The sequence below is a fragment of the Serratia proteamaculans genome, assembly GCF_949794035.1.
GTDB classification, from domain to species: Bacteria; Pseudomonadota; Gammaproteobacteria; order Enterobacterales; family Enterobacteriaceae; genus Serratia; species Serratia proteamaculans.
This window is the reverse complement of sequence record NZ_OX461105.1, coordinates 2,562,524-2,586,532: the sequence shown is the minus strand read 5'-3', so window position 1 is coordinate 2,586,532 and position 24,009 is coordinate 2,562,524. Positions and strand designations below refer to the sequence as shown.

General features: G+C 56.1%; 17 protein-coding genes. 15 read left to right on the top strand and 2 right to left on the bottom strand.

Annotation, left to right across the window (positions count from 1 at the left end; genetic code table 11):
* Positions 1–3: 3 nt before the first annotated feature.
* From QOT07_RS12145 to QOT07_RS12115, 7 genes are all read left to right on the top strand, one after another.
* Positions 4–1,755 (top strand): hypothetical protein, encoded by a 1,752-nt coding sequence (locus tag QOT07_RS12145; protein ID WP_099061979.1) that lies wholly within the window; start codon positions 4–6, stop codon positions 1,753–1,755.
* Positions 1,752–3,185, top strand: a complete 1,434-nt coding sequence (locus QOT07_RS12140; RefSeq protein ID WP_283603223.1) for a hypothetical protein — start codon at positions 1,752–1,754, stop codon at positions 3,183–3,185. Before QOT07_RS12145 ends, QOT07_RS12140 begins: the two co-directional genes overlap by 4 nt.
* Before the next feature lie 21 nt (positions 3,186–3,206).
* Positions 3,207–5,348, top strand: coding sequence for a hypothetical protein (locus tag QOT07_RS12135; RefSeq protein WP_283603221.1), 2,142 nt, complete (start codon positions 3,207–3,209; stop codon positions 5,346–5,348).
* Between the two features lie 66 nt (positions 5,349–5,414).
* Positions 5,415–7,250, top strand: coding sequence for a hypothetical protein (locus tag QOT07_RS12130; protein ID WP_283603219.1), 1,836 nt, complete (start codon positions 5,415–5,417; stop codon positions 7,248–7,250).
* Positions 7,251–7,263: 13 nt separating this feature from the next.
* On the top strand, positions 7,264–8,925 hold the full coding sequence (locus QOT07_RS12125) for a hypothetical protein (RefSeq protein ID WP_283603218.1): 1,662 nt from the start codon (positions 7,264–7,266) through the stop codon (positions 8,923–8,925).
* A 10-nt stretch (positions 8,926–8,935) separates the two neighbouring features.
* Positions 8,936–10,861, top strand: a complete 1,926-nt coding sequence (locus tag QOT07_RS12120) for a hypothetical protein (RefSeq protein ID WP_283603217.1) — start codon at positions 8,936–8,938, stop codon at positions 10,859–10,861.
* Complete coding sequence (locus QOT07_RS12115; RefSeq protein ID WP_283603216.1) at positions 10,842–12,263, top strand: hypothetical protein; 1,422 nt, start codon at positions 10,842–10,844, stop codon at positions 12,261–12,263. Before QOT07_RS12120 ends, QOT07_RS12115 begins: the two co-directional genes overlap by 20 nt.
* 54 nt (positions 12,264–12,317) lie before the next feature.
* Here the strand turns inward: QOT07_RS12115 and QOT07_RS12110 are convergent, their stop codons facing one another.
* Positions 12,318–13,406 carry an oxidoreductase gene (locus QOT07_RS12110; RefSeq protein WP_283603215.1) on the bottom strand — a complete coding sequence of 363 codons (1,089 nt, stop codon included), beginning with the start codon at positions 13,404–13,406 and terminating at the stop codon, positions 12,318–12,320.
* A 222-nt stretch (positions 13,407–13,628) separates the two neighbouring features.
* Here QOT07_RS12110 and QOT07_RS12105 point away from each other — a divergent pair, with 222 nt between their 5' ends.
* Both QOT07_RS12105 and QOT07_RS12100 read left to right on the top strand, forming a co-directional pair.
* Positions 13,629–14,702: a sugar ABC transporter substrate-binding protein gene (locus tag QOT07_RS12105; protein ID WP_283603213.1), complete on the top strand. Its 1,074-nt coding sequence runs from the start codon at positions 13,629–13,631 to the stop codon at positions 14,700–14,702.
* Positions 14,703–14,711: 9 nt separating this feature from the next.
* A complete protein-coding gene (locus QOT07_RS12100) occupies positions 14,712–15,959 on the top strand; it encodes an LVIVD repeat-containing protein (protein WP_085116723.1) in 1,248 nt (415 codons plus the stop codon).
* 17 nt (positions 15,960–15,976) lie between these two features.
* On the opposite strand, the gene QOT07_RS12095 is transcribed toward QOT07_RS12100, so the two are convergent.
* Positions 15,977–17,413 (bottom strand): MFS transporter, encoded by a 1,437-nt coding sequence (locus QOT07_RS12095; RefSeq protein ID WP_283603212.1) that lies wholly within the window; start codon positions 17,411–17,413, stop codon positions 15,977–15,979.
* A 172-nt stretch (positions 17,414–17,585) separates the two neighbouring features.
* Between QOT07_RS12095 and QOT07_RS12090 the strand changes: the two genes are divergently transcribed.
* The 6 genes from QOT07_RS12090 (at position 17,586) to QOT07_RS12065 (ending at position 24,003) form a co-directional block, all read left to right on the top strand.
* Entirely contained in the window at positions 17,586–18,449 is an 864-nt protein-coding gene (locus QOT07_RS12090; protein WP_283603210.1) for an alpha/beta hydrolase, read from the top strand.
* Positions 18,450–18,725: 276 nt separating this feature from the next.
* Positions 18,726–20,045, top strand: a complete 1,320-nt coding sequence (locus QOT07_RS12085; RefSeq protein WP_283603209.1) for an MmgE/PrpD family protein — start codon at positions 18,726–18,728, stop codon at positions 20,043–20,045.
* A gap of 17 nt (positions 20,046–20,062) precedes the next feature.
* Complete coding sequence (locus tag QOT07_RS12080; RefSeq protein WP_099061959.1) at positions 20,063–21,400, top strand: LLM class flavin-dependent oxidoreductase; 1,338 nt, start codon at positions 20,063–20,065, stop codon at positions 21,398–21,400.
* Between the two features lie 16 nt (positions 21,401–21,416).
* On the top strand, positions 21,417–22,331 hold the full coding sequence (locus QOT07_RS12075) for an ABC transporter substrate-binding protein (protein WP_283603208.1): 915 nt from the start codon (positions 21,417–21,419) through the stop codon (positions 22,329–22,331).
* Positions 22,328–23,245 carry an amino acid ABC transporter permease gene (locus QOT07_RS12070; RefSeq protein ID WP_283603207.1) on the top strand — a complete coding sequence of 306 codons (918 nt, stop codon included), beginning with the start codon at positions 22,328–22,330 and terminating at the stop codon, positions 23,243–23,245. Before QOT07_RS12075 ends, QOT07_RS12070 begins: the two co-directional genes overlap by 4 nt.
* Positions 23,242–24,003, top strand: coding sequence for an amino acid ABC transporter ATP-binding protein (locus QOT07_RS12065; RefSeq protein ID WP_099061956.1), 762 nt, complete (start codon positions 23,242–23,244; stop codon positions 24,001–24,003). Before QOT07_RS12070 ends, QOT07_RS12065 begins: the two co-directional genes overlap by 4 nt.
* Positions 24,004–24,009 lie beyond the last annotated feature (6 nt).

Genomic DNA, 24,009 nt, shown 5'->3' with positions numbered 1-24,009 from the left:
CTTATGTATCAGGGATACCCGGACTTTCAGCAGATTATCATTGCCGATCGGCACAGGTTCATTGCGGCCTATCAGCAAAATGATGCCTATTTTTTATACCCGGCATCCCTCACCATTTTGGCAGCGGATCCCTTGGCGTTCTCGCTGGATATTGTTCGCAGTCCCAGCACCGACAGTATTTACGGTTGGCTGAATTTCACCACCGAACTGCAGTATGCCGGTGACCAAAGTCTGGCGGACTTCAAACAACAGCACCCGGATAAAGCGGTGAAAGTGCTGCCCGTGTTGCCTGCCAGCCTGGGCTTTGACGTACCGATTGAGTATCACAGCGCCCTCAGTGGGCAAAGCTATGACCCGACCTGGTATTCGGCACAGTGCATCCAGTTTATTATTTTGCTGAACTCGGCCAGCACTCAACTGATCGAGAAAACCCTGCTCAATGAGACTATCGGCTTTAATGCCCGGCTGGACGGTTTTGTCGAAGGGGTCTCACCACGGCTGGCGTACTCCGTCGAGTTTGATCCCCGGGAGCTGATACTGGCATTGGCCGCCGGAGTCAAAGGCGCGCAGCCTGTTGGCGATGATCGGGTGGCCTTCGACTATGGTCTGCTGACGCAATATCTCTACCAGAATATTGCGCTGCTGCCGCTGCAAATCAGCCCGCCACTGCCAGTGAGCGATCCCGAGGGAAACCTGCTGTTCAGTCAGACGTTGCTTGACCGTCTCTACAATTTGCGGGGTACACCCTACGCCGGTCCGGCGTCCAGTAATACGGCGATGATCGCACTGAGTATTCCAGCGCAAGGTGGCCGGGTGATCTTCATGCTCGACACAGTGGTACTGAGCCGACGTCCGCTGTGCTTCATACTGGATCCTTTTGCCGCCGCACAGCAAATTGCCAAGGTCTCACCTGATACCATTATTCACCGCACTACAGCCCCGCCATTACCGCCGGGCGAACGGGAAATCGATGTCTTTTACGTCTTGCCGCTGGGACTGAAAAGCAATGTTTCTATCGATATTCAGCTGACTGTTCCAGCCGGAGGTATTTACCCGCAGGAACAAACGCAAACCCAGCGACTGAGTCCGGACCAGAGCCGGCTGACCTTCAAGTTTCTTACCAGTTCGCTGGAGCCAGCCCCTTTTTTCTACCAAATCCGGGTTAATTATCCGCAGGAAGGAAGCTGGCACACCCTGATCGGTGAACGACGCCCCTGCGCCGAACGGGCGCTGGTACTGGATTACGCCGCATTGCCCTGCCCATTCCTGACCATCAGCCTTGATCCGGGTTTCGCCAAGGAGAGTCGGATTGGCGGTATCTATCATTCTGCCGGTTGGCGGCAGGACTTGGCCTTAACCGCAGCAGAGCCTTATTTCAGTTGCCCGGTTCTCGGTGACGAAACCTTTATTGAAGCAACGGCTTACCAGTTGGCCGCTGGTGGAGTCGTGCCGCTACCGATGCCGATTACCCAGGCCACCACTATCGGGGCTTACAGCTTCCCGCAGTTTGGCTCACAGCGAGCGCGGATCACCGTCACTCTGCCCGCTGAAATGCTCAAAGTCGCATTGACCTTTCAGCCGGAAAGCCAAAGCCGCACCACGGAGCACACCTTTACCCACCAGCAGAACAGCTACGACTACCCCTGGACGGTCACTTCGATTTTTGCCAGTGGGTTTCGCTACCAAATCAGCACCGGCCCATGGTCGGCCTATGTGACCGGCGATCAAACGATTGATGTCAAAGGTGAAAAATGAACACTGAAGAACTGAATCCCCAGCAGACGTTACAAAACTTTTTCCTGCTTGGCAGAGCCCTGGCCTTCCACGACCAAACGCAGCCACCGGGGTGCTATACCTACGGCAGTTATACTCCGCAGGTGGTGCTGGACGGCCCGGGCGGTAAAATCAGTGCGCTGCATTTGCTAACCAGTCCGGGCGGCGGTCTGGCGACCTTTGTCGCGCCCAACCTGCCGGTCGACACGGCGGCAATTGAGGCCTATATCCGCCAGCATTTCATTTCGGCACCCGGAAAAATCAGCCTGGAGCAAGGCGATATCCGCCAATCGCTGTTCCTGCGTTTTATCCGCCAGCCAGAGTCAGACAGCTATAACGTCGAGTTTGAACTGTCCAAAATGCCGCTGACCCACACTGAGTCAGGCCTGCTGGACAGCGCCATTCGCGGAGCCAAGAGCCAGGTTTATCTGGTGACCCACAGCCGCTTCAGCGTCAGCAGCCGCGCCACCGCCAGGCTGGAGGCCGACTGGGTGGCATTTTTAACCCTGGCCTTCAACGAGCAGGCGCGCCAACCGGAAGTTATCGCCATCCTGCTCAACCAGCAGATCGACGCCGGGGTGATCACCCTGTTGGAACAGTTCGACAACGCCCCCTCGGAACAGACCCGCGAGCTGGTCAGGAATTCGTTGGTGAAAACCGCGTCACAACTGGTCAGCAACACGCTGCGTAACATCCACTCGATAGATGAGATCCCCAGCAAGCTCAGTTATGACGTCAGCTACAGCAATAGCGTGCCACAGCGCTATTTGCTGGCGCAGCAGCAGGATATTGCCACCCTGCTTGGCCAACTGCCTGCCGACAGCATAATCACGTTCACGCCGACGCCGTTGCCTGAACCCACTCGGCCGGACAAACCCGTCAAGCACCGCGAATGCGTAGTGAGCCTGGGCTTCAATCCTAACGGTTTTAATATCACGTCGATTGAGCTGCGTTACGACCAGACACAAACGCCGATGCAGTGGCCCAACTTCCCGCCGCTGACATTGAAAACCACCTCGGAAGTCAGCGATATCACCCTCAAAGTGACGTTTTCTGATTACTCCAGCTATGAGAATCAACTCCACTGGCAAGACAACATCGCGCTCACTCCGCAAGACCTGGGGTTTTACAGCGTGCTGTTTGAAGCCGAACACCTGAAGGCAGAGTTTAAAACGGTCAGCGGCACCGCGAGCTATTCGCCGGCCGGCCAGGGGAAAAAACAAAACTTTAGCTTCTCGTTCAGCACCCAACAGTGGCAAGCCAACTGGTGGATCAATGCCCATGCCAACGGATTAAACGGTCGCATTGACTACCGTTGGCAAGGAAAAACCGCCTCGATATTCCCCAAAACCTACGACTCTGGCCCGCAGCAGGCCAGCGCCAGCCCCGTCAAACTGCAATACAACAAGTGATATAAACAAGAGGAACACCCTATGTTAACCACCGCTTTGCAGCAATCGGTCAAAATCCCTACGGATAAATATCTGGGTATTAAGGAATATGCCTTTACCTGTTACGGCGACAGTATTGATAAGAATATTTATTATGTGGTGCCCGAGATCCCGGTGTTTGTCGCCAGGGATGCCAAAAGCCCCTATTTCATGTTCTACAAGTATCGCAGTGAAGACACCCAGGGCGGCTATGCGCAATTTACCGTGATGCTGCCGCAGCCTGATTCGGAGATGAAAAGCAAGATCAGCATCGAGTTACTCGGCAAGCTTAAAGATCCGCTGATCGCAAAATCCACTCTGATCGTCAAGTATGTTCAAGCCGAGCAGGCCTCGGTGGCCGATCCCGAAAATGCGACCAAAAAAGCCGCCATGGATACCGCGTTGCGCAATACCAGCCTGAATGACGACCAGGCCGCTAGATTTGTCGCGTTGTATGACGCCAACAAAGGCAATGACCAATTCGTGCTGGAATTGACGCCGACAGAAATCAGGCTGGAAGTCCCGAGACTCACCTCGGCACAGGCCTCATTGATTCTGGACAGCAACGAGAAGTTCTATCGCCAAATCCCCACCACGCTGTCGCCATCAGGCCTGGGGGATAACAACACCGTGTTCAGCCTGTCGTTGACCGGTGAAGGTGCCACCCTGTTCGAACAGGTGTTGAAAGGCACCGATAAAAACTCCAGCGTAGGCATTCGCTTCGACTTCAGCCTGGATGCCTCCCTGCCGGCCGCCAAAGTCACCGTCAGCTACGACAGTGAGATCACCAAGTCGGTAACGCAAAGCATCAGCTACCATACCTGGTCGGCCGATGAGAAAAAAATTGAGCGCGAATATATCGAAAAAGGCGCGATCAAGATCGACGTTCAGGTCGGGCTGACCGCAGCAGAAATGGGCATGTCACCTGATCAGTACATCAAATGGAAGGACGGTCTGACCGCCTGGGGTCAGAAACAGGTCGAACAGATTTTAAGTAGCCAAACCGGGTTGGACATGAGCCTCGAGTTGCTTAATGACGCCGACGGTTTTGATAAATTCAAATCCAGCCTCAGCGAAACCAAAAGCTTTACTCGCGTCTATGAAGAAAACTCGGTGGTCTCCTTCTCCATTGCGCCACAGACCCAGTTGCCGTCTATCCAGTCCATCGTCGGCGAAGCCAATCTGAAAGAGTACTTCAAAGAGTACGATCTTAACGACCCGTTCTATCAGTACATCCAGCCCGAGTTTTTTGTCACTCAGGATCTGGCGAAATACAACGTGGCCAATATCGTGGTGACCGCCTACTACGACAAAGACAACCAGAGCACGCTGCAGTTTTCCCCTGGCGACAGCGGAGCAAAAAAAACCGGCAAATGGTTTATCAAACCCGAGTTGGGCCGCGCATTTAAATACTCCTATACCGTCAACTTCACCGGTATGCAGGCCAAACCCTACCACTCTGGCGACCTTCAGAGCGATCAGGATCTGATTATCTCCATCAACGTGGCCGAATGCGGCATCGTTTATGCCGACATTGCTACGCTGCTTGACCCTATGGGCTGGAAAGTCTTCAGCCAGGTGGTGATCAAAACCCAATATTCCGATCCGGATAAGGGGGTCAAACTCAAGACCAACAGCCAGGTGGTCAATGAGTCGACACTCCCTCAACCCTTTATTTATCCGATTGGCATCGATGTGGATAAACCGATTTATTTCTCCACCGATTACCAGACCCTGGATGGGGACAGTCTGACCTACATCCCCAACGGCGTTGAGACCAGCCCGCAGCTACCGGGTTATGGGCTGATCCGTGGCCACCAGATTTTGGTCGCCAATGCTCTACCGAAAACGCAGAAGTACACCATTATCTTCAAACCGACCCAGAAAGACGTCACGTTGATCACCTATGAAATGGTGGTGTATTACCCGAAATGGGACTTTACGCAGTCCCAATCCCTGGCCCTGACCGAGTTTGATCCTAAATCCCTCACCCAATATCTGACCTTCGATCTGATGCAGGTGGAAAAAGGCAACGAGGTGAAGATCCATTACGTTTCTACGGTGTATTACGGGGCTGACAATCTTGAAAAAACCGTCGAGAAGGATGTGACAGGAACCAGCACCATCGTGGTGGTGACTTTCTGACGCGCTGAGCCCCCCAGGGCAAAGCTTCTTTGCCCTGATTCACCTTCATAAAATGGAATGGTCGCTATGAACACTCAGGTCGTAGTGCAAAACATCTGTTTTATCCGGGCCGACCCGGACAGGCCGATTTATTATTATTGCGCGGCGGCGCCGGGCATTAGCGTTATTGACGATAACCAGCCCGCCGTCCAGCTACAGATATTTAGAAACAGCAGTCAACCGGCCACGGTTTACTATGCCATGCTGTCGCTGCAAACCCAGTTGAACAGCAGCCCCGAGGCCGCCCGTGCCGCGGCAGCCGCCAGCCCGGACATGCCGCACGACGCGGTATTATTGCCGTTGCAGGCGATCGGCTGTACTGCCACGCTGAACATTCCCGGCTTTATCGCAGGCCAAACCAGCAAGACCTCCTTGAGCGAGCAGCTCAACTGTTATCTGCTGGCCAAACTGGCCACGGACAGCGATATCGCCCTGCTGGCCAGCCTGATGGCCACACCGGCCACTGCGCCGATTGCCATCAGCTACAAAATTGACTACCTGCAACAACTTCCTCCGGCCACCTTTGAACTGGAGGCCCGCTGGGACCAGGTTTATCAATTCCTGCAACAGTCGGTCGGTTTTAACCTGCTGTTCTTTTCCGTCGATATCGAAAAAACCTCGGCGCAGCTGATCAGCGAAAAAGTGGTGACCATCAAAGTCAGGGACACCGATCCCGACGGCCACTTCAGGCAGGCCACAGCCGAATTGACGCAGATCCTGACCGGTGAGTTTTTTACCCCGGTGTTTGCCGACGTGCCACAACAAGACAAACCCCAGGCCGGTTTTTACCTGCAACGACTGTCGGTTGAGGATATTGACCAGCGACGTTTAAGCGGAAAACTGACGGAAACCACGGTGGTCAAACGCTCGCTTTATCCGCAGGCGCTGTTTGCCGAATTGGTCGCCGGTACCGACTATCAGGCCGATCGGGTGATCAGCCAAAGCGATCTGCAGGATGATTTCTTCGCCCACCGCGAGGTCCGGATCAATCTGTTGTCCGACGAACTGGACGATAACGTTCAACTGGTGATGGTGCGTCTGCGCTATGGCCCGGACAACAAGCAATACACCTTCCGCCAGGGCGATACCAAACCGAAAATCTTCAGGTCACCCAGTATTATCGACCCACAAACCGGCAAAATGCTGTGGCCCGTCGAGTATAACTTCACCGTTTATCTCAACCAGGCGGTGGGCGGCGTGAGGTCGGTCAGCTCCGGCGCGCTGCAAACCGAATTGAACGATGTCTATCTGGATATTGAGTCGCTCTATGGCCGCTACGATTTTGTCATCAAGGCCGCCAACCTGTTTGACTGGCGCTGGTACCAGTCGGTGTTGGTCACCCTGCGCTGCCGTCCAATCGGGCAGACGGCATCCAGCCTGTCGAAAAGCTTTCAGATTAGCCAGACTGCGCAGCAGGACAGCTACCCGGTGATGCTGCCCAACCCCGACCAGTATTTATTTGACGTAACCAAAGAGTACAGCAGCGCCGCCAACTCACCCCATATCTCTGCGGTGCTGACCGAGCCGACCAGTCAGGATGTGTATCTGCCCTCCAGTTTGTATCACCAACGGGTATTAATGCTGTCCGCCAGTATGGACTGGCAACAGGTGGAGTCGGTGATGGTTTCCGCCAGCTATGCCTATTTGCCCGGCGATGACACTCCGCCTCTGCAGCAAATTTTTCAGTTTACCGAAACCGAAGCCGCCCCCCAGCGCTTTAGCGCCGACCAAATCGACCCAGAGCGGCTTGCCGTCGACCTGGAGATCTGGTTCAGCTACCTGCCGGGCCAGGGCGGGGATAAACCCGAGTACGTCCAAACCGCCACCGGTCTAGACGCTATTGATATTGCCAACCTCAATTAATTAAGGAAACGCCATGTTATTACTCAGAGCAAGAACCGCCACCATCAACAACATCACCTTCTTTGCCGACGATTCCGATGACAAGCAGTTCTGGTATTTGCCCGGTGATATCCATATCGCAGCGAAAGACGGAAAGCCGATCTTTTCATTGATCAAGTACACTGGCGACGGCAGCGGCCAGCAAGGGGGTTACATCAACTTCGAGGTCAATACCTCGATCGACCCCGCCGAGCTGGACACCGCTTTCAACGAATACCTGCGCAAACTGAAAGTGGATCCCAAAACCGCCCGCAAGGCCCAGGTTCCCTATGACAAAGGCACGGTGAACTTTTTTGTGCTTGATGTCGGCAGCAATGCCAACGGCGAGTTAATCAGCGCGCAGTGCCCCAGCCTGTTTGGCAACAACAGCGCCATCTTCAGCGCCAAACTGACGCCGCAGCAGGCGGTGATCCTCGAGGCGGCGTTTAATAAGGCACAGGCCCCGGCCGCCGTGGCCTACAACCTTAGCTTTACCGGCATTACCCCGGCGCTGAAAGTCGAGGTCGAGGCCAAGTTTGAAAGCCTCTACAAGGAGTTCGACCTGAAATTTGGGGCCAATATCCCGATCCCGGTGGAAACCCCCGCCAGTTTTTGGTTGGGCTTTGACAGCGTGATCAAAAAACTGCAGCAGGATCAGAAGTTAATCATCAAGGTGACCGAGAGCATGCCAAGCGAGGAGGAAGCCAAAGAGAAAGAGTGGGCGCTGCAGTTTGTCAAAGAAGAGATCCTGAAAAGTTTCTTTACCGCGTCGCTTAAACCTAATGATGACAGTAATACCCAGGCCAAATCGGCCAGCGACTCCATTCTGGAATCTCTGCTCGCCAGCGGCAAGGAAGACGGCGAAGAAGGCGGTAAAGGCGGGCTGTTCCCCAGCGCCTCACTGGAGATCAAGCTGGTGCGGATCGAAGAAACCAAAAGCCTGAACTTCAATTACATTTCGTCGAAAGCCCTCAGCCAATCGGCAGTGCCGCAAAACTTTATCGGCAGCGATATCCTGCGTGCCAAAAAAGAACCGCCTTACTTTATTGAAGTGAACGTTAACGATCCCTTCTTCCAAAAAATCGACTTTACCGTATTGGGGCCGGACGGCTTTGCCGAGTACGGCATTAAAGCCGCCACCTTCAAAATCGACTACAACAAACAGATTTATACCGCCGAGCCGTTTATCACCGATGACGGTAAATGGAGCAAAAGCATTTCTCGCAGCAGCGACCGCAATGAACTCTTTGTGATCCACAGCGAGTATGCCTTCAAGTCTGCCGCCACCACCGGCTGGGAAGGCAGCAGCAGCTATCAACCGCAGTCGGTCTCGGCGTCGACCCTGCTGAATTTGGATCCCGGGGCGGTGCTGACCTTCAACGAGATTGCCATCTTCCTCGACCGGAAATTTTCCTGGGAGAATTACAATCAGGTGATCGTCGAACTGACCTATCTGGACGACAAAAAGAGTCGAAAAACCAAGAAATACCAGTTTAATCCGGATAAAACCGAAGAGCAGACCTTTAAGTATCGCTGCCTGACCGAGAAGCCCTGGACGGTTGACTACAAAATCACTTACCTGAAGGTGGGAGGTGACAGCGTCACGATTGACGGCAGCGAAAACCCACCGGCCATTGTTATCCCGGCCGTGGCATAGGTGACTGACGATGGTCGAACGCCATGCAGTATTACCAGCGGCATGGAACGCCCTGGTAAGCGCCCTGTGTCAGGAAGCGCCGTACTTACACACCACGCTGGTGCCCGAGATCGCCCGATTCAGCCAGGCACGCCTGGCCTCCGGCTGCCTGGCGGCCGCCTTTAACACCAGTCTGCTGGGGTATAACGGCTGCCCGCTCGAGTTCACCGTTTCGTCGTCTAACCCGCAGGCACTTTCCTGCACGTTGGATCCCTTTTTGCCGCGTTACGCCGAAGATCGGGGAGTTGAAAATTTTTACCGGCACTACCAGCAACTGACCCTTTCGCCATCTCAGCAGAAGGTCGAAAGCTGTTTGGCGGCAGTCGGCCACATGCAGCGCCAGAGCACACAGCCACTGCGGTTTGGATCCTGGCTGGGACGAAAATACAGTCCGGAGACGGTGAAAACCAAAGTGTATTCCGAAGTGCCGCCCGGAACTCCAGACCCGGACGGTTGGCCCGGCGGCGTGAAGGATTACCCTGCCGTTGCCTGCCAACAGGCGGGATTGTCACTACTGATGGTGGGCTATTATCCCCAGCAGCCCGACTCACCACGTGAATATTACTTTCAGTGGCACAGCGCCCGCATCACTGATGCCGAGATTGCGGCAGTGATGACCTTTTTCAGCTGCGAACGGCTGTTCCCTACGCTGATACCGCTGCTAGGCCACGCCCTGCAACAGACCTTGAGCAGTGAAGGTTTTCCTGCCACCACCTACGGTTTTAGCCTGGTTTACGGCCCCGGCGACGAACTGGAAAGCTTCACGCTGTTCACCATGGCGGCCAGCTTCTTTGGTGATAACTCGCGGGTGTTCCCTGCGGTGCAAGCCTTGCTGACCCAACGCCGCCAAACCATGCCCTTGTTGCAATGCGCAATGATCGCGCAGGTTCCGCTGCAATTCAACGTGGTAGGGTTTTCGGTAGATATGCAGGGTCGTCAGGCCATCAGCTGTACTTTCAGCCCGCAAAATACCCACTTCGAGGAGATACCGCTGAGTCCGGCGCCCTCCACCATAAGGACTGTCCGCTCCAGTCTGACGGCGTTACTTGAGCAACAGTGTGCCAGCGGTGCCTTTACCGCCCATGTCCGAACGCCGGACGGACGCTGGCATCAGGATGAAAATGCCTTTGTTACCGCGCAGGTGTTACGCACCCTGGATTACACCCCACAGACCGCTCCGTTTATTGAGAGGGCGCTGGTTTTTTTAATCGCCTGCGAAACCCGCCCGTTCCACTTCAGTTTTTGGCCGACGGCGGCCCATCCCCAGTGGATGGCCAATCAGCGTATTTGCGCCGACATTGACGACACCGCCATCATTACCGAGCTGCTGTACAAGTTTGGGCGTATTTCGCTGGCACAGGTCAGGCAGACGATTGCACAGATGAACGGCTACCAGATCCGCCGGGTTGATCCCCGTCAGGCTGCCGAACAGCACCAATGGGCAGAGTGCCAAAGCTTTCATACCTGGATGAAGGACGACAATGATATTCGCCAACTGGATTGTTGTGTAAATACCAATGCGCTGATTTTACTCCATACGTTGGTGGCCGGAAGCGACGCCGTATTGCCAGCCTATCGGCGCATTATTCAGATGCTGAATCAGGCAGTGCAATGGAGCGACCACCGTTACGACCGACTCAGTATTCTGACCCCCTATTACGCCCACCCCAACGAATGGCGCGCCGCTCTGAAGTACGCCAGGCTGGCGGGGATCCCGCAGCTCACGCCGGTGATTGACGCATTGGCCCACTGGCACTGGCCCGCCGACCGCTTGGAAAGCCCGCTGTATCGTCGACATGACGGACGCTTCCTCTGGACCTCGTCCTGCCTGAACCAATTCAGAACTCTGGCCCAAACTGAACGCAATGAGGATAACCATGAATACCTTTCTCAATGACCTGGTGACACTGAACCAAATTATTCTGCAGAATGCGCGCGAACAGTTTCCTGACGTCGAGGCCAGGCAGCTACGCTATCGGGCTGCCCCGCGGGTGCTGGCGGACGAGATGACCACCGAGGTCTGTACCGAGATCGTCTCAGGTGAAACCCGTTACCAGATTGCCACCAGCACCGACGGCACCAGTTGGCGCATGCAGCTGGATTTCGCCCTGAGTCGCCAGGTGCCGCAGGTTCCCTATGTGGTTCTGAGTTTCACCCGCTTTGGCAGCGTCGAAGAGATGATCTTCGACCAGGTGATGCTGACATCGCAGGAAAATCGCTATCAGGCACAGCTTGATCTGTACAAGCTGGAGCAGCGCGATGCCTTGCTGCAGGCCCTGTCTGATTACGATGCGCAAACCACGCTGGTGGTCGCCATAAAAACCGATCATGGCATCACCAATACCGTCACTGACCCTAAAGTTTTCTACTTTGCCGAAAACTACTATCCGTACATCTATCAGGGTATTTTGCCACCACCGGCTCGTCTACAGCTGATCCTCACCCCACTGGAGTATCAGCAGCTTTGGTACAACTACTATCAGGACTATGTGCGCAAAAATTCCCTTTACTACCTGCCGGACACTTTCCTGTTGGCCACCGATACCGACGGCAAACCGATGCTGTCGATTTCATTCTCTGCCGGCGAGCACGCCACCTCGCTCGATGAGATCAAGGTGACCTTTGACTACTTCCTGTCACCCAAAGTGAACCAGGGGCGCATTGCTAACGCCACGGCACAGTTTTCACACATGCAGCCGGATGCCCGATTGGCCCCTTTCGCCAACGCCGACTCGCTGGTGTTGCAGTTGGCATTGCCAGAGGGGAAAACCGAGGAAAAAAATGCGCTGATCAACCTGCAAAGCGGGATTGTCGATTCATTCACCTTGCCCGCCCGGCAGTTCGCGCTGATCTGGGACGCATTATTTAACCGTTCACCGCAAAACCTGTTGTTGAAAGGCTATCTGGCGGTGCAATTTACCGGCTTTAACCCGGATCATCTGCCGGTGGTGCTGGCGCTGGACGCCAAATACCAGAGCAAGGTGCTCGACTTTATCCAACAGTCCGCCCCGGTGGACATCTACAAAACCGTTGAATTCAGAAGCGACAGCGGCGCTTACGATCCCTCAGGGCCACGCCCGATCAAACGCATTTTGGTGAACATCGACAACCAGACGGTTGAATTGACCAAAGAGCACCCCAGCCATGACGTGACGGTCAAAGTTTCGGCATTGGATCTGATCCTCAATCCGGATAAAAAACTGGTTTATCATTACGACCTGCAGGTTTTCTACGTTGATGGCGGCATGACGCCCTACGACGATAAAACCTCCAGCTTTGAGATTATTTACGTGCCTTGAATGACTGTTAGCCTGCTGTTGGCATCCACAGCAGGCTACGCAGAAACAACGCTGTTAAGCCGTCTGTGATTCCACATAACTCAACGCGCTACGCAATAGGGTTTCGTTAAGCGCCAGCGGCAGCAAATGAATGGATTCTCCCGCTTGCAGGGTGCGCTCAATCAACCGTTTGATTTGCACCTCATCGTGAATGTCCACCTGCAACGCCGCCAGACTGACGGGCAGATCCAGGCGGTGATACAGCGCAATCAACTGAGCCACGGTGTCCTGCTGCCCCAGCAATGCACTTTGCACCAGAATGCCATAGGCGACTTTGGTGCCATGCAGGAAGGCATCGGTCTGCGGCAGCGCGGTCAGGCCGTTGTGCACAGAATGCGCTGCCGCAATGCGGGTATAACGATCGCCCAGTCCGCCCACCAGGCCACCGCCGGCAATAATGGCTTCCAGCACATTGAGGAAGGCCTGGCTCAATTGCCCTTGCGCCTGCGCCTTTAGCGCTGCCTCACTTTCGGTCAGCAGCACGTCACGCAGGGTCAGCGCGGTATTGAACCCCAGTTGCACGGTCAACGGCAAGCGTTCCGGTTGCGGGCTGAGCACCACTGCTTCGTACCATTTCGCCAGGGTATCGCCGATACCGGCCAGCAAATACTCTTTTGGCGCGCGCAGAATAATTTCCGGCTCGACCAATACCAGATGATTGGCATCGTTGAATATCTCGTAGCGCAGCGCTTGCCCTTGGTCGTTGTACCACACTGAAAGCGGTGTCCAGGCGGCGCAGGTGGCGGCAATGGTCGGGATAGCCACCACGGGTAAGCCCAACCGACGGGCCACCACTTTGGCGGTGTCCAGTACCGCACCGCCGCCAACGCCAATCACCACCTGACGATCTGTCCCGGCCTGTTGCACGATATCCTGCACCGTGGTTTCGCTACAGTGGCTGTCGAACAACACCCGGCGGGCATCGGCAGCATCAAACACCGCCGGTAGCCAGGATTTGGCCGCGACCAGCGCACGTTCGCCATACACCCACAGCGCATTGTTCAACTGTTGCGGGGAATAAAATTGCGCCAGTTGGTCAATGGCCCCAGGGTAAGCAAAATAGTTGGCGGGGCCGGCGACCACGCGAATGTGGCTATCACTCATGTTCAAGTCCTTATTTTGTCTGATCTTGCCATCATAAAGGCGAGTTTAACGTTGCCTAATACTCTTTAGCATTAGCTTATGATTTTTCGTTCATTGTCATCCGTTCCGCCCGCGTGGAAACTGACGGCTTCAATTCATTCTTTGAATAAACAACCATCCCAATGGTGACGATGAATTGTCCTCCCGTTTTTAATGATGCTTAACCATGCAGGGTAAAATTTAATGAAACTGTTCAACACCTCACTACTGGCGTTAAGCCTGTTCGCCGTATTTCCCGCGTTCTCCGCCCCTGCCACCGCGCCGATCCCGGCGGCGATTGCCAATCACCAGGGACCAATCCGTATCGCGGTGATCCGCAATCTGGGGTCTGACGACAATACCACGCAGTTTGTCAGCGGCGCGGTGCAGGAAGGCCGCAAACTGGGTTTCCAGGTCAATACCTTCCTGACCAACGGTGACGATGCCAAGTTCCAGGACTTCGTCAACCAGGCCATCAGCCAGAAGTACGACGGCATTATCCTGTCTCAGGGACGTGACCCCTATTCCACCGCCCTGTTGAAACGCATTGCCGACAGCGGTATTGCGGTGGCCGCCTTCGATACCGCCGTACAGGGTGAGATCCCTGGGGTAACCATCAGCCAGCAGGATGATGCTTCGTTGACCGATCTTTCATTCGGCCAACTGGTGAAAGACTTCGACGGCAAAGCCAATATCGTCAAGCTGTGGGTGGCGGGTTTCCCACCGATGGAGCGGCGTCAGGCGCAGTATCAAAAGGTGCTGAAGGATCAGCCGGGCATCAAGGAGCTTGAGTCCATCGGCGCGGTATCCTCCGACGTTCAGGGTGACACCGCCAACAAAATCGGCGCGATCCTGGCCAAGTATCCAAAGGGCAAAATCGACGCCATTTGGGGAACCTGGGATGCGTTTAGCCAGGGTGCCTACAAGGCTCTGGAAGAGAATGGCCGCACCGAAATCAAACTCTACAGCATTGATATTTCGAACCAGGATCTGGCGCTGATGCGTGCCAAGGGCAGCGCCTGGAAGCTTAGCGTGGCGGTCGATCCCAAGCTGATTGGTGCCGTTAACCTGCGTCTGGTGGCCAATAAGATTGCCGGAGAGAAAACCCCGGCGACCTATGAATTTAAAGCCGCTGCCATCCCACAGGATCTGTTGCTCAGCCACCCGGATGCCACCAACGTCGCGTCACTGGCCAAAGTCATTCCTGGCTGGGGCAAATCGGACGATTTTATCGCGCCGTGGTTTGCCACGCTTGAAGCGCAACAGGCTAAGAAATAAGGAACGAAAATGGCATCGCGAGCGCTTCCCCAACCCGAGTACAGCCGCAATATGCGGCTGATCGGCCACAGCGATCAGGGCGGTAAGCCTGACGGCGTGCAGGTTATGGTTCACCGGGGTTATGCCTATATCGGGCATATGGTTTCGCAGGGGTTTTCTATCGTCGATGTGCGTGACGTGAAAAATCCGCGTGCGGCCGGTTTTGTCCCCGCGCCGCCGGGTACCTGGAACGTACATTTACAGGCGCACGATGATTTGCTGCTGGTGATCAACGCTCGCGATTTGTTTGCCGATGCCCGTTTCGCCGATGAGAAGGTCTACTACACCCGCGCCATCAGCCAGACGGTGTCAGGCAATGACGCCCGCGGCTGGAGTGCCGGGGTGCGAATTTTCGATATTTCTACCCCGGACCAGCCAAAGGAGATCGGTTTTTTGGCACTGGAGGGGATCGGCGTCCACCGCATCTGGTATGTCGGTGGCCGCTGGGCCTACGTTTCCGCCCTGATTGACGGCTACAGTGACTACATTTTTCTGACCGTCGATTTGGCCGATCCACGCAATCCGCAGATCGCCGGCCGCTGGTGGTTGCCGGGCATGCACAGCGCCGGTGGAGAAACACCAAACTGGCCGGAAGGCAAACGCTACGCCCTGCACCATGCCATTATCAGCGGCGATACCGCCTATGCCAGTTGGCGCGATGGCGGCCTGACCCTGCTGGATATCAAAGATCGCAGCCAACCGCAGTTAATCGCCCACCGCAACTGGAGCCCCCCTTTTGGTGGCGGTACTCACACCGCGCTGCCACTGCCGGACCGGGATCTGCTGGTAGTGCTGGATGAGGCAGTGCTCGATAACCAGCAGGACGGCGAAAAACTGATCTGGCTATTTGATATCCGCCAACCGTCCAACCCGGTGAGCATTGCCACCTTCCCGCAGCCGGAGGAACGCGATTACATCAGCAAGGGGGCGCATTTCGGGCCACATAACCTGCATGAGAACCGCCCCGGCAGTTTTATCAGCTCAACGCTGATTTTTGCCACCTACCAAAATGCCGGTGTGCGCGCCTATGACATCAGCAACCCTTATCAACCGAAAGAAACCGGGGCTTTAGTGCCCGCCGCCCCAGAAACGATGATGGATAAACGCCCGGACCGCCCGCAGGTGATCCAATCCTGCGACGTGTTTGTCGACGCCCAGGGCATTATCTACAGCACGGATTACAACGGCGGTTTGTCGATCATCGAGTATTTGGGCTGAGAATTCATTTTCATCGCCTACCGCGGCGACCTGCTGTAATCCCCTTCCGGTTTAATGGCGGCATGGCTTCTGAGGGTCATCACCAGTGCTATTGCCGCCAACACGCCTGCCACCAGGTAAGTCACACGCATGCCGTTTGATACCGCCTCCGCCGTTGCCATCGTGATATCACCGGTGTTTGCCGCCAGCATAAACAAAGCGCCCATGGCAGAGGCCCCGGTGATCAGGCCAAGATTACGTGAGAGGTTAACCATGCCGGAGATCACCCCGCGCTGCTCAGGGGCTGCATGCTTCATCAGCGCGGTATTATTGGCGACCTGAAATAGCGTATAGCCCAGAGTAATCAGGCAAAGGGGAGTCACGTAGCCAAAGACCCCCTGATTGAGCGTCATCATCGACATTACGCCGGCCCCCAGGGTCATGATCACCAGGCCCACGGCGGTGATTTTTTGTGCCCCCAGACGATCCACCAGCCGACCGGCCGGCACGCCGAGCAAAGCAGCCACCAACGGCCCGGCTGACATCGCCAGTCCGGCCTGTCCCACCGCCAACCCCAGACCATGCGTCAGATAAAACGGCCCTACCACCAACGATGTCATCATCACCGTCATGACCAGTGCACTCATCACCAACCCGACACTCAGCCCAGCCTGGCGGAACAGCGCCAACTGTATTAAGGGAGAGGTCGTGGTGTTTTCCAGCCGTACAAACAGTCCGATCCCCAGCGCCGCACAGAGTAACAACAGCAAATTGATGACACCGAAGTTACCATGCCCCAGCGTCATCGACAGCGCGTAGCAGGCCAGCGTCAGACCGAGCAGCAAAGTCCCGGGCAGATCAAAATTGCCGTTATCTTTTTGCGACTGCGGCTGGCCCACCGGCAAATAGCGATATATCAGCATAAATGCCAGCCCGCCCATAGGAAGGCTCACCAGAAACATCGCCCGCCAGCCGAAGCCAAAAATCAACGCGCCGCCGAGCGTAGGCCCAAGCGCGGTACCGATAGCCGACATGCTGCCAAGCAACCCCATAGCACGGCCGGTGTTTTCTTTTCCCAGCGTCTCACCCACCAGTGCCATAGTCATCGCCATCATCACTGCGGCCCCCATCCCCTGGGCAATGCGTGCCGCCAACAGCAGCCAGATATCCGGTGCGGCGGCGCACAGTCCTGAGGCAAGGGTGAACAAGGCAATGCCCATCAGCAGCAAGCGGCGGCGGCCGATCCGATCCCCCAGACGCCCTATGGCGATAATGGAAGTGGTAATGGCCAGCAGGTAGACGATTACCACCCACTGCACCGCCTGAAACGACGTGTTGAACGCCTGTGCCAGCGTGGGCAAACCGATGTTGGCAATGCTGGCGCCCAGCGATGAAACCAGCATGGTCAGAGAAAGACCGGTGAGAATGCCGCCGGAATGGGGGCTGCCCACCGCAGATTGAGTAATTAGCTTCATAGTACTGACTCCTGAAAGAACCTGTCAGTAGCCTATGTCAGCCCATGATATGGCGGAAGGCGCAGCCTATGCAGTTTATTAATGCATATGACGCCATGTCATCGGTCAGCATTAAGGATCAAACTTCAAATCCGCTTCAGGCAGATGATGAGGAACCACACAAGGAGACAAGATGAAAATCGATCTGCTGTTTGATGACCTGTCCGTGCGTGCCGAGCAATACAACGCCCGCGCTTCGGTAGAAGATTTTGACGCTTGCATGGCGCAATATGCGACGCTGGCCGCCCAGGCCAAAGCACAAACACCGGGGATCTATGACATTCACTACGGCATGGGCGTTGCCGAACGCCTTGATCTGTTCCCGGCCACCACCCAGCCTTCGCCCCTGTTGGTCTTTATTCATGGCGGTTATTGGCATTCCCAGCGCAAAGAAGAAGCCTGTTCGATGGCCGCCAGTTTCACCCGTCACGGCGTAGCGGTGGCGACGCTGGAATATACCCTGCAACCGGAAGCTACGTTGGCGGAAATCGTCCGCGAGGTGCGCAGCGCGATAGCCTGGCTTTACCACCATGCCGGCCAATATGGCATCGATCCCGAGCGTATTTTTGTCAGTGGCAGCTCGGCCGGTGGCCACCTGAGTGGCATGCTGATCGCCGATGACTGGCAGCACCTTTATCAGTTGCCGGTGAATGTGATTAAAGGCGCACTGGCGTTGAGCGGCCTGTTCGACATTCGCCCGCTGTGTGATATCTACGTGAATGACTGGATGCGCCTGACCGCGGAGCAGGCGCTAACGCTCAGTCCGCTGTTTATGCTGCCGGAAAAGGCCAATGCACCGCAGATCCTGCTCGACGTAGGGGCCAAAGAAACCCAGGGTTTTAAAAACCAGACGCTGGCTTATTACACCGCCTGCCGTGAGAAAGGGCTTGATGTCACCCTGCTGGAAGACCGGCACAGCAACCATTTCACCCTGGTGAATGAGTTGGCCAATGCTGACAGCGCCATGTTCAAACGTGTGATGGCGATGATTAAATAACGTCATCGCTCACTACGGCGTTCATCCGGTGATAAAGCCTGATGCTGAGCGCCGTAGTGGCTGCTTATTCTCAATTCCAGCTTTGCTTTGCACAAAAATGTCTAAGGCAGGCGCGACAGCCTATTCCTTCGGTATTCTGCGCTATCCAGCCCTTTCTATATTCCATTTTGAAATATCAAAGTCCCGTTCGTTCTTTCGGGTGCGTTCAAATCACCACACAATGAAATCTGAATCGCAGTCCAGTGCATAACCGCATAAAAAATCAGGTTTTATATCTTGTCATCGCTAATTACCGCTCAATTTGCCCGTCTGGTGTTGAATAGCCAGCCCGAGGGTTCCGCCCTGTCGGCCGCCCGTATCGGGCTGATGGATTATTTCGCCTGCGCATTGCCTGTCGCCCAGGGCGCACTCACCGACAGCGGCCTGGCGGCGGTGACATCGGTATTCCCGCCCATCGGGGCAGAGAACCGCGCGCTGTACTTTGGCTATGTCAGCCACTCACTGGATTTTGATGATTATCACCCTGCGCTACGCGGCCACCCAACTACGGTGGTGCTGTCTGCGCTGCTGGCGCTGACCGGCGATACACCTGATGTACATGCGCTGCTGAGCGCCTATGTGGTCGGAGTGGAAGCCGCCGGGCGACTGGGGTTGGCGGCCGGGACTCAGCATTATCAATTAGGTTTTCACAGCACCGCTACCCTCGGGGCGGTGGCCGCCAGTGCGGCAGCGGCACGCTATTTACAACTGACACCTGAACAAACGCAGATCGCCCTCGGGCTGGCCGCCACCCAAGCCGCCGGGTTACGCAGCCAGTTTGGTTCGGCAGCCAAACCGCTGCATACAGGATTGGCGGCGCGTGCCGCGGTCAATGCGGTGCTGCTGGCACAGGCGGGCTTTACCGGCCAGCCAGAAGGCGTGATAGACAGCCTGTTGCAATCGCACGGTGATGGAAGGCAACGGCCAGAGTTGTTGACCGCCGACTGGGGCGCGCCGTGGCGCATTCTGCAACCGGGTCTGGAGTTTAAACGCTACCCGACCTGCGGTGGCACCCACAGCGCCGCCGAAGCGGCATTCAACCTGCGTGAGCGTCTGATCGAACAAGGTATTTCCCCTGCCGATATTCCTGCGGCAATCAGCCACATTCAGGTCAGTTTTCCGCCTGGTGCCGATACCGCGCCCTATATTCGTCGTCCGTCAAACGGGGTTGAAGCACGTTTCAGCCTGGAATACGTCATCGCCGATGCCCTGTACAGCGGAGCCGTGCCACTGATGCACTACGGCGAAAATCCGGTGGACCCGGTGATTGCCGCTCTGGCGGCAAGGGTTGAACGCCATGCCGACCTGACGGCCCCGCCGGATGAACTGGATGCAGAGTTACGCTTCCACCGCGTGACCTTAACTTTGCATGATGGCCGTCAATTTAGTGACGTTGTCACCAGAAAGCAAACGGCCGCCCGCCAAACCGACGTCAACGCCAAGCTGCGCAGCATCCTGCAACTGATGCCGCATCTGGACAGCGACAGCGTGATGGGTGATTGCGCGTTAGCGCAGCCCGAGGCGCTGCTCCGCTTAATAAAATTACTAAACCAATAATAAATATAGGAATAATTATGAGTACTTCACCTTCAACACCATCGCGTCAATTACGTCTCGGCCTGTTTGTTCAGGCGCTGGGTCACCACGTCGGCGGCTGGCGTGCCGCCGGTGCCAGCGGTTCACCGACCGACATTGACTGGTTTACCTGGATCGCTCAAAAGGCCGAAGAAGGCACCTTTGACATGTTCTTCGTCGGTGATGCGCTGGCGACCAGCGTGCACCGTTTGCCGTCTACGATGTCACGCCTGGAGCCACTGACGCTGCTGGCCGCGCTGGCGGTTAATACCCGCCATATCGGGCTAGCGGCCACCGCCTCCACTACTTTTGACCAGCCTTTCCATTTGGCACGCGCCATGGCTTCCATTGACCATATCAGCCACGGCCGTGCAGCCTGGAACGTGGTGACCTCATTCTCCAGCGATGCGGCACGCAACTTCAGCCGTGACGACCTGCCTTCGCACGCCGAGCGCTATGAAGTGGCGCGCGAATTCCTGCAGGCCAGCTACAAACTGTGGGACGGCTGGGAAGAAGACGCCATCGTGCGTGACAAAGAAAACGGCGTTTACGCCATTGACGAGAAAATCCATGCCGCCAACCACAAGGGCAAGCATTTCTCGGTACAGGGACCGCTGAACATTTCGCGCTCGCCACAAGGGCGTCCGGTGATTATCGAAGCCGGATCCTCACCGGCCGGGCAGCAGTTGGCGGCTGAAACCGCCGAGGTGGTGTTTACCGCTGCCGCCACGCTGGAAGAAGGCCAGGCGTTTTATCGCAGCCAGAAGAAATTTGTCGCCGATGCCGGCCGCAACCCGGATCACTTGCTGATCCTGCCGGGCGTGATGCCGATCATCGGCCGTACCAAGGCCGAAGCACAGGAAACCTGGTACCAACTCAATCAGTTGGTGGATATCGACAATGGCATCGAGCAGTTGTCTGCCCGTTTTGGCTTTGACCTGAGCGGTTTCCCACTCGACGGCCCGGTACCGGACGTGGGTGCGACCGAAGGCGGCCAAAGCCGGGTGAAACTGCTGACCGATCTGGCCGCGCGTGAAAATCTGACGCTGCGTGAATTGGCCGCCGTTGCCGCAGGTTCACGAGGACATCGCGTGGTGGTTGGTACCGCCGAAGAGATCGCCGATGACTTCCAACTGTGGCTGGAACAGCAAGGAGCTGACGGCTTTAACATCATGCCTGCCGTGCTGCCGAACCAACTGGAGCTGTTCGTCGAACTGGTGATCCCGGAGTTACGCCGTCGTGGCCTGTTCCGTGAGGAGTATCAGTACTCAACCCTGCGTGAAAACCTGGGCCTGCCGCAACCGGCAATCAACTTCGCCAACGTTAAGTCGGCTTAATTCGCAGGGGAATATCATGAAAATCACCACAAAACGCACCGCACTGTCCCTGCTGTTGGTCGCTGGCACACTGGCTCCGCTGGCCAGCGGATTTGCGGCAGAAGGCGATGTGCCCTTCCGTGCCGCAGTTAAGGCCAACGCCGATCCTGCGCTGCACGACAGCCTGCCTGAAGCCATCAAAAAGGCCGGTTACATCGTGGCGGGAACCAACCCGAACACCCCGCCAACCACTTTCTATGAAACGGACAATAAAACGCTGGCTGGGCGCGAAATTGATGTGATGAGCGCGATTGCCGATCGTCTTGGCGTAGCGATCCATTGGAAGGATACCGGCGGCTTCGACAATATCATTCCCGGCCTGAAATCCGGCCGCTATGACGTGGCGCTGGCCAACATCGACGCCAACAAAAAACGCTTCCAGCAGGTCGATTTCGTCGGCTATTACAATGCCTCCAAACTGGCGCTGATTGCCCGTAAAGATGCGGCACTTGGTCCTTATACCGATTTGGCACAGCTTTGTGGTCAGACCGTCGGTGCCGGTGCCGGCACTTCGCAGATCACCCGTTTGCAGCAAGCCAGCGATCAATGCGTCAGCGGCGGCAAACCGGCTATCACCATTCCGATCTTCCCCGACCGCCCGGCCGGCGTTCAGGCGGTGATCAGCGGTCGCGTACCGATGTTCTTCGGCCCCTATGAAGGCTTGCGTTACCAGGCTACTCATGTGAAACCGCTGGCACTGGCCGGCGACATCAACATTGAAGGCACCACCGTCGCCATTGCCTTGCCAAAAGGCTCCGAGCTGGTGAAACCGGTGCAGGCGGCGCTGAACTCGCTGATTGCCGATGGTAGCTACCAAAAAATCCTCGACGGCTGGGATATCGGTTTTGGTGCGGTGAAAACTGCCGGTATCAACGAAGAGATCGCAAAATGAGTGGGCAACACCCCATCGACGATGCCGAGCTGCGCATCGTCGGTCATCGGCATTATGGGCGTTGGATCAGCGCACTGCTGGTGCTGTTGATCCTCGGCATCATCGCCAATTCGATGGTGCACAACCCGCGCTTTGAATGGGCGGTGGTGGCGGAAAACTTCACCGAAGACTCGATTATCAACGGCGTGATCATGACGCTGAAACTGACGGTAATTTCGGTGCTCTTCGGCTTTGCCGGCGGCGTAGTGCTGGCATTGATGCGCCTGTCGGCCAACCCGGTGTTGGTGGCAGTGAGCTGGTTCTATACCTGGTTCTTCCGCGCAGTACCGATGCTGGTGCAGCTTTTCCTGTGGTACAACATCGCCGCGCTCTATCCGCGTATCAGCCTGTGGATCCCTTTTCTGGGCGAAGTCGCCAGCGCGCCGACCAACACCATTATCAGCACCTTTAGCGCGGCGGTGATCGCCCTGGTAATGCATCAGTCGGCTTATGCGGCAGAGATTGTGCGTGCCGGTATCCAAAGCGTCGGCAGCGGTCAGTTGGAGGCCGCCAAGGCTCTTGGCTATCGCCGTGGGCAGATCCTGTGGCGAGTAGTATTGCCACAGGCCATGCGCACAATTCTGCCACCGGCCGGGAATGAGGTGATCGGACAGCTTAAAACCACCGCGGTGGTGTCGGTGATTGCCTTGCAGGACGTACTGTATTCGGCGCAGATCATCTACCAGCGCACCTACGAGGTGATCCCGCTGCTGCTGGTCGCTACGCTGTGGTATCTGGTGATGACCTCTATCTTGTCGGTCGGCCAGCACTACGTTGAGCGTTACTTTGGTCGGGGCAGCCAGGCCACGGGCAGCAACTGGCTGTTCCGCAGCCGTAAGGCCCCGGTTAGCCAGGCACAGGGAGCAGAATCATGAGCGCCGCCATTGTGATTAATCAGGTGCGGAAGTCCTTTTCCGGCACCGAAGTGCTGAAGAATATCAGCCTGCAGATCCCGGCGGGGTCGGTCACGGTGATCCTCGGCCCTTCCGGCTCGGGGAAATCGACCCTGCTGCGTTGCATCAACCACCTGGAGAAACTCGACGGTGGCACTATTCGCGTGGGTGAACAGCTCATCGGCTATCGCCAAAAAGGTCATCAACTGTATGAACTGAAGGAACGTGAGGTCGCCGAACAACGCAAAAGTATTGGCATGGTATTCCAACAGTTCAATCTGTTCCCCCACCGCACGGTGCTGGAAAACGTCACCGAAGCGCCATTGCTGGTTAAAAAGGAAAAGAAATCTGTGGTGCTGGAACGGGCAAAGGCCCTGCTGACCCGCGTCGGGCTGGAACACCGTATCCACGCCTGGCCACGCGAACTTTCGGGCGGTCAACAACAGCGGGTCGCGATTGCCCGCGCGTTGGCGATGAACCCCGAGGTGTTATTGTTCGATGAGCCGACTTCCGCACTCGATCCTGAGCTGGTGGGTGAAGTGCTGCAGGTCATGAAGGGCCTGACGCATTCGGGCATGACCATGGTGGTAGTAACGCACGAAATCGGTTTTGCCCGCGAGGTGGCAGATCAAATCATCTTTATGGATCAGGGGAAAGTGGTGGAGACGGGAACTGCGCAGCAGGTACTGGATGCGCCGCAGCATCAGAGAACGCGTGACTTTCTGGCCACCGTGCTCTAAACCTGC